Raw genomic sequence first — 5,503 nt, 5'->3', positions numbered from 1 at the left:
GTCTTGCCGGCTGGCTTGGGACCGGGCGGAGCGGAGCGGGGGTAGGGCGGCTTGAAACGGAAGCCGCCAGGGACATCCACCGTGCCCAGCAACACCTGGAGGAGATGGATGGCGCGGCAGGTGTGAAAGCCGTTCGAATGGGCCGAGATGCCGCGCATGGCGTGCATCGAGACAGGCCGCCCCTTGATCGTCTCGTGCCGGCGCCCGGCCCAATCGGTCCACGCGATCGGCAACTCGATCGTCTGTTCGAAGGCGACATGCGCAAGTTCGGCGGCGATCCTGCGGATCGTATCGGCGGCAATGCCGCAGCGCTCGGCGACCGCGTCCGGCGCATAGCTCTCATCGAGGTAGCGGTCGGCGATGAGCTGGAACACCGGGACGCTGTGGCGCCCGCCGATCGTGAAGCTGCCCGTCAGTGCCGGCTTCGCACCGGCATCGGTGGCGCCGACAGGCGTCTTCGCAACCCTGTCCCACGCCAGCGGATTTCCGTCGGCGTCGCGCACGAACAGCCCGTCATCGGCGGCACCCGGCTCCTGCACGACGAGAACATGGGCATTGGTGTAGCGCAGCAGATAATCGAGATCGACGCGGCCCGCCTTGAGCAATTCGTGGATGAGCGCGAACACGAACAGCCCATCGGTGCCGGGCCGAATGCTGATCCAGTCGTCTGCAATGGCATTGTAGCCGGTGCGGCACGGGTTGATCGAGACGACCTTGGCGCCGCGCGCCTTGAGTTTGCCGAGGCCGATCTTGATCGGGTTGGAATCGTGATCCTCGGCGACGCCGAACAGCATGAAATACTGGGTGTTGTCCCAGTCGGGCTCACCGAACTCCCAGAACGAACCGCCGATCGTATAGAGACCACCGGCCGCCATGTTGACCGAACAGAAGCCGCCATGGGCGGCAAAGTTCGGCGTGCCGAACTGGCTCGCCCACCAGCCGGTCAAGGATTGGGATTGATCGCGGCCGGTGAAGAAGGCCAGCTTCCTGGGATCGGTCCGGTGGATGGCCGAGAGCCGTTCCGTCGCGATCGAAAACGCCTCTTCCCACTCGATCTCGCGGAACTCGCCGGAGCCGCGCGGCCCGCTGCGCAGCAAGGGCTTCTTCAGCCTTGCCGGGCTGTAGTGCTGCATGATGCCGGAGCTGCCCTTGCCGCAGATCACGCCGCGATTGACCGGATGGTCCTTGTTGCCGTTGATGTAGCGGACCTTGCCATCCTTGATGTGCACGTCGATGCCGCAGCGGCAGGCGCACATGTAGCAGGTCGTCTTGGCGATGCTGTCGGAAACATCAGGCGAGGTGTCGACGCCGTCGCCTTCGTCAGGCGCCCGCGTGTCGGCAAGCGGGCGTTGCGATGGTGCCGAATTCGCGCCGCGCGGCGGTCCCTGCATCATGATCCGGTGGCGCCTGTACGGCCCATGGATTTGGCCCGCGTCTTCGGTCCGGGGCCGCGCATGTAATGCTCTTCCGGGTGGTAGCGATCACCGGCCAGCCGCCGTCTTATGCCGCGGGTCCAATGCGCAAGCAGGGATCTGAACCGCCCGATCATTCTGCTCTCTGCGATCTCTCGGCGAATTTTTTCTAACTTCACGAGGAAACTTAGAATAAAGCTATCGATCCGTCTAATCAGTTGTTCTTGTAAATTCGATCGATATTGGTTCTTAATACAGACATGACCCTGGACCAGTTGCGCATTTTCGTCGCCGTCGCCGAGCGCGGCCATATGACCAAGGCGGCGGAATTGCTGGGCATTTCGCAGTCGGCCGCATCGGCCGCCATCCGGGCGCTTGAAGAACAGCACGGCGTCCATCTGTTCAACCGCGTCGGCCGCAACATCGAGCTTGCCCAGACCGGCCACCGGTTCCTGCCGGAGGCCAAGGCCGTGCTCGAGCGGGCCGCCGCCGCGCGCAATGTGCTGGAGCATGTCTCGCAGACCGTCACCGGCAGCCTCTCGATCGCCGCCAGCCAGACCATCGCCAGCTACTGGCTGCCGCGCCGGCTGGCTTCCTTCCACGAAGCCTATCCGGCCGTCAGGCTGAGCGTCTCCATCGGCAACACCAGGCAGGTCGAGGCCAATGTCCTCGATGGCGCGGCGGATCTCGGCCTGGTGGAGGGGCGCACCGAGTCCGACATATTGCGCCGCACCAAGGTCGACGTCGACAGGCTGATCCTGGTGGTTGCCAGCGCGCATCCGGAGATCCCCGAAATCGCGCCCGGCCGCCCTGACATCACGGGCCTGCGCTGGATCATCCGCGAGGGTGGTTCGGGTACGCGCGAGGTGCTGGAGGATCTGGCGCGCCACGAAGGGATTTCGCTCGCCGACCTCCAGATATTCCTGGTGCTGCCGAGCAATGAAGCTATTCGCCAGGCCGTCGAGGCGGGGGCCGGCGCCACCATCATTTCCGAACTTGTCGTGGCGCGCGCCGTCGCCGAAGGCAGTCTCAAATCGGTGCCGCTCGACTTGCCGAAACGCGACTTCGCCATGATCACCCATCGCGATCGCCAGGCAAGCCTGGCCCAGATGGCGCTCAAGGCGCATCTGGGTACGTCGGATCAACGGTGAGGGTTCGCTGAGATTCAGGTCAGGCCGAGTCGAAAATGGCTGATGCCGAGAACCGGAGCGGAGCGTACTTAAAGTACGTGAGCACCGGAAGCGCAGGTATCAGCCACTTGCAGGCCGGCATCCTGAATATCAATGGACCCGGTCAACCGAACTTTCGCTGCGCATCCAGCGCCAGGCCAAGTCCGACCGAGCCGAACATGTCGCCTTCGATGACGGATGCCTGCGGCACCAGCGACAGGATTTCTCGCCTTGCCAGCGGGATCGCGGTCGATCCGCCGGTCAGGAACACCGCGGTGATATCGGATGGCTTCACCTCAGCGTCCCGGATGGTCTGCGCTACCGTCGCCGTGACCCGCTCGATGTCCCTGGCGATCGTGGCATCCAGCCCGTTGCGCGTGATTTCGGCGGCGAACTCCGCACCCGGCAGCTTCACCACGACCTCCGCGGATGACCTGTCGGTCAGCTCTATCTTGGCTTTTTCGACAAGTGCGGCCAGCGCGTGTCCATAGCGATGTTCGACGATGTGGATGAAACGGTCCACCAGGTCGGCGCGCTCGGCCTCGTAGCGGATCTGGCGCAGATGCGTCATCGCCTTGGCGGTGTAGACCAGGTTGATGCGCTGCCATGTCGCGAGGTCGATGAAATAGCTGGCCGGCAGATTGCGCTTGCCGTCCTTGGTCGGCGTCAAATAGCCGAGTTGCGGCATCACATGGGCGATGCTCAGCAGCCGGTCGAAATCCGTGCCGCCGATATGGACGCCCCGGCTGGCCAGAATGTCGTCCTTGCGGTCGAGCGACCGGGAGCGCTGCGGCGAGACGCGCACGATCGAGAAGTCCGACGTGCCGCCGCCCATATCGATGATCAGCGCCAGTTCCTCGCATGTCACCTTTTGTTCGTAGTCGAGCGCCGCCGCGATCGGCTCGAACTGGAAAGCGATGTGCTTGAAGCCCTGGCCACGGGCGGCGTTCTCTAGTTCGCTTTGCGCCTTCGCGTCGGCCTCGGCGTCGTCGTCGACGAATTGCACCGGCCGGCCAAGAACGACGGTCTCGACCGTATCGCCGGCATCTGCTTCCAGCTGTTTCTTAAGATGCCCGAGGAACAGGCCGACGATGTCCATGAAGCCGATCGACCGCGATTTGATGCGGGTCTTTTCATGGGCCAGCGAACTGCCGAGAACGCTCTTCAGCGAACGCATCAGCCGGCCTTCGATGCTGTCGGTGTAATTGGCGATGGCGTGGCGGCCAAAGCAGGTGCGGTTGTCCTCGAAGTTGAAGAACACGGCACTGGGCAGCGTCACCTGGCCGTCCTCCAGCACGACGAGCCGCGGCTGCCCGTTTCGGACCACGCCCACGGTGGAGTTCGAAGTGCCGAAGTCGATGCCGCCGAAGGCTGGTCGCATGACAAGTTCCTGTATTTGTCGTCGGCGAGCCGAGAGGCGCCATGAGAAATCGCGCGCTGCCCGGGGACGGGCTGCTCTGCCGAACCGAATTGTTTGTGTCTGCCATTTGGCTGGGGAGCGCGGTCTACCGCATGCCCCGGTAAAGGGAAACCACTTTTCGGGGAAAATCCTAATCCCGCCGGAAGATCAGCCTTCCGAGCCAGCCTGTCAGCATGGCCAGCGATATCGCGAAGACGCCATAGAGGAAGGAATAATTGTGCGCGACACGGAAGATCGACTGCTCGAAACCGGATTTGCGGATTTCGAGCTGGGCCGAGCTTTCCTTGATGAAGAGGCCGCTCTTGAACAGGAACGCGCGGGCTTTATGGGTTCCAACTGGCACATTTGGCGCCAGCCTCACTGTGGCGCGGAAAAGGTTCTGCGACAGGAATTGCACGCCGCCGACATTCTCGCTGTAGAGGCCGGTCGCCGACTTGCGCTCCCGCAGTGCCGCCGTGAACTCCTCGATCGTCGCCGGGCTGTCGCCGGCATCGGCGGGCTGCATGTAGAGGTTGGAGGCGCCGAGCGACAGCTGCTTGTAGCTATTGGGTTCGGTGATGTCCTGCAGCGGCCGCGTCGTCGCCACCGAATAGGAGACCGGCACGTTCTCGAAGGTCTCGGAATCCAGATTGACCCAGACGCCTAGCACCCTGTCCTTGCGGCGCACCACCACCGGTTTGGGCGGACCTTCGAGCACGACGATGACGTCGTAACGGCCTTGGCGCGCGACAAGTGGATCCGGGTTTTCCAGCGAGCCGAAAATGGTCAGGTCGGCCCCGGAAAAGCCGGCGGTGATCGAGACATTATCGGTGGAGAGACCGATCTGGATGCCTTCGGTCAGCGGGACCTGTGCCTTCGCCGGCACGGCGACCGCAAGCAGCGTCAGGAGAATGGCGGTTGCGAATGTGTTGCGAGCCTTCATCAGTTGAGGCCCGCGGCAGACAGCGAATAGAGATTGGGCGGGGTGACGAAAAGATCGATCGCCAATCGTATCGCCACCGCTAGCACCAGCAGCGCCAGCAAGGCCCTGAGCTGCTCGCCGCGCAGCCGCTGGCCTGCCTTGGCGCCGTACTGCGCGCCGGCGACGCCGCCCGCCATCAGCAGGAAGGCCAGCACGACGTCGACCGTCTGGTTGGTGGTGGCGTGGACCAGCGTCGTATAGGCGGAGGTGAAGATGATCTGGAACAGCGAGGTGCCGATGACGACGTTGGTCGGCACTTTCAGCAGATAGATCAGTGCCGGCACCATGATGAAGCCGCCGCCGACGCCCATGATCGACGACAGGAAGCCGATGCCGGCGCCAAGGCCAAGGACGGGGATGACGCTGACAAACAGCTTTGACGCTCTGAACCGCATCTTCAGCGGCAAGCGGTGGATCCAGTTGTGCTGGCCGGATTTCTTCAGCACCGGCGCCGCACCGCTGCGCGTGGCGCGCAGCGCATTGACGCTTTCGACCAGCATCAGCCCGCCGACGGTGCCGAGCAGCACGACGTAGAGCAACG

The 5,503-nt window shown here is 63.6% G+C and carries 5 protein-coding genes; 1 reads left to right on the top strand and 4 read right to left on the bottom strand.

Annotation, left to right across the window (positions count from 1 at the left end; genetic code table 11):
• Positions 1-1,394, bottom strand: a 1,394-nt coding sequence (locus EN750_RS16715) for a molybdopterin-dependent oxidoreductase (RefSeq protein ID WP_189526256.1), incomplete at its 3' end; no start/stop codon positions are given.
• Positions 1,395-1,672: 278 nt separating this feature from the next.
• On the opposite strand from EN750_RS16715, the gene EN750_RS16710 reads away from it, so the two are divergent.
• Positions 1,673-2,563 (top strand): LysR family transcriptional regulator, encoded by an 891-nt coding sequence (locus tag EN750_RS16710; protein WP_127397067.1) that lies wholly within the window; start codon positions 1,673-1,675, stop codon positions 2,561-2,563.
• A gap of 142 nt (positions 2,564-2,705) precedes the next feature.
• Here EN750_RS16710 and EN750_RS16705 read toward each other — a convergent pair whose 3' ends face one another.
• The 3 genes from EN750_RS16705 to EN750_RS16695 all read right to left on the bottom strand — a co-directional run.
• Positions 2,706-3,962, bottom strand: a complete 1,257-nt coding sequence (locus tag EN750_RS16705; protein WP_127397066.1) for an Hsp70 family protein — start codon at positions 3,960-3,962, stop codon at positions 2,706-2,708.
• A gap of 169 nt (positions 3,963-4,131) precedes the next feature.
• Positions 4,132-4,923, bottom strand: coding sequence for a TIGR02186 family protein (locus EN750_RS16700; RefSeq protein WP_027039533.1), 792 nt, complete (start codon positions 4,921-4,923; stop codon positions 4,132-4,134).
• The coding region (locus EN750_RS16695; protein ID WP_145967711.1) for a sulfite exporter TauE/SafE family protein at positions 4,923-5,503 on the bottom strand (581 nt) is incomplete at its 5' end. The genes EN750_RS16700 and EN750_RS16695, both read right to left, overlap by 1 nt.

This window comes from Mesorhizobium sp. M7A.F.Ca.ET.027.03.2.1, assembly GCF_003999175.1.
In the GTDB taxonomy this organism is placed as follows: domain Bacteria; phylum Pseudomonadota; class Alphaproteobacteria; order Rhizobiales; family Rhizobiaceae; genus Mesorhizobium.
Note: the sequence above shows the minus strand (reverse complement) of the source record. Positions and strands in the feature narration are given on the sequence as shown.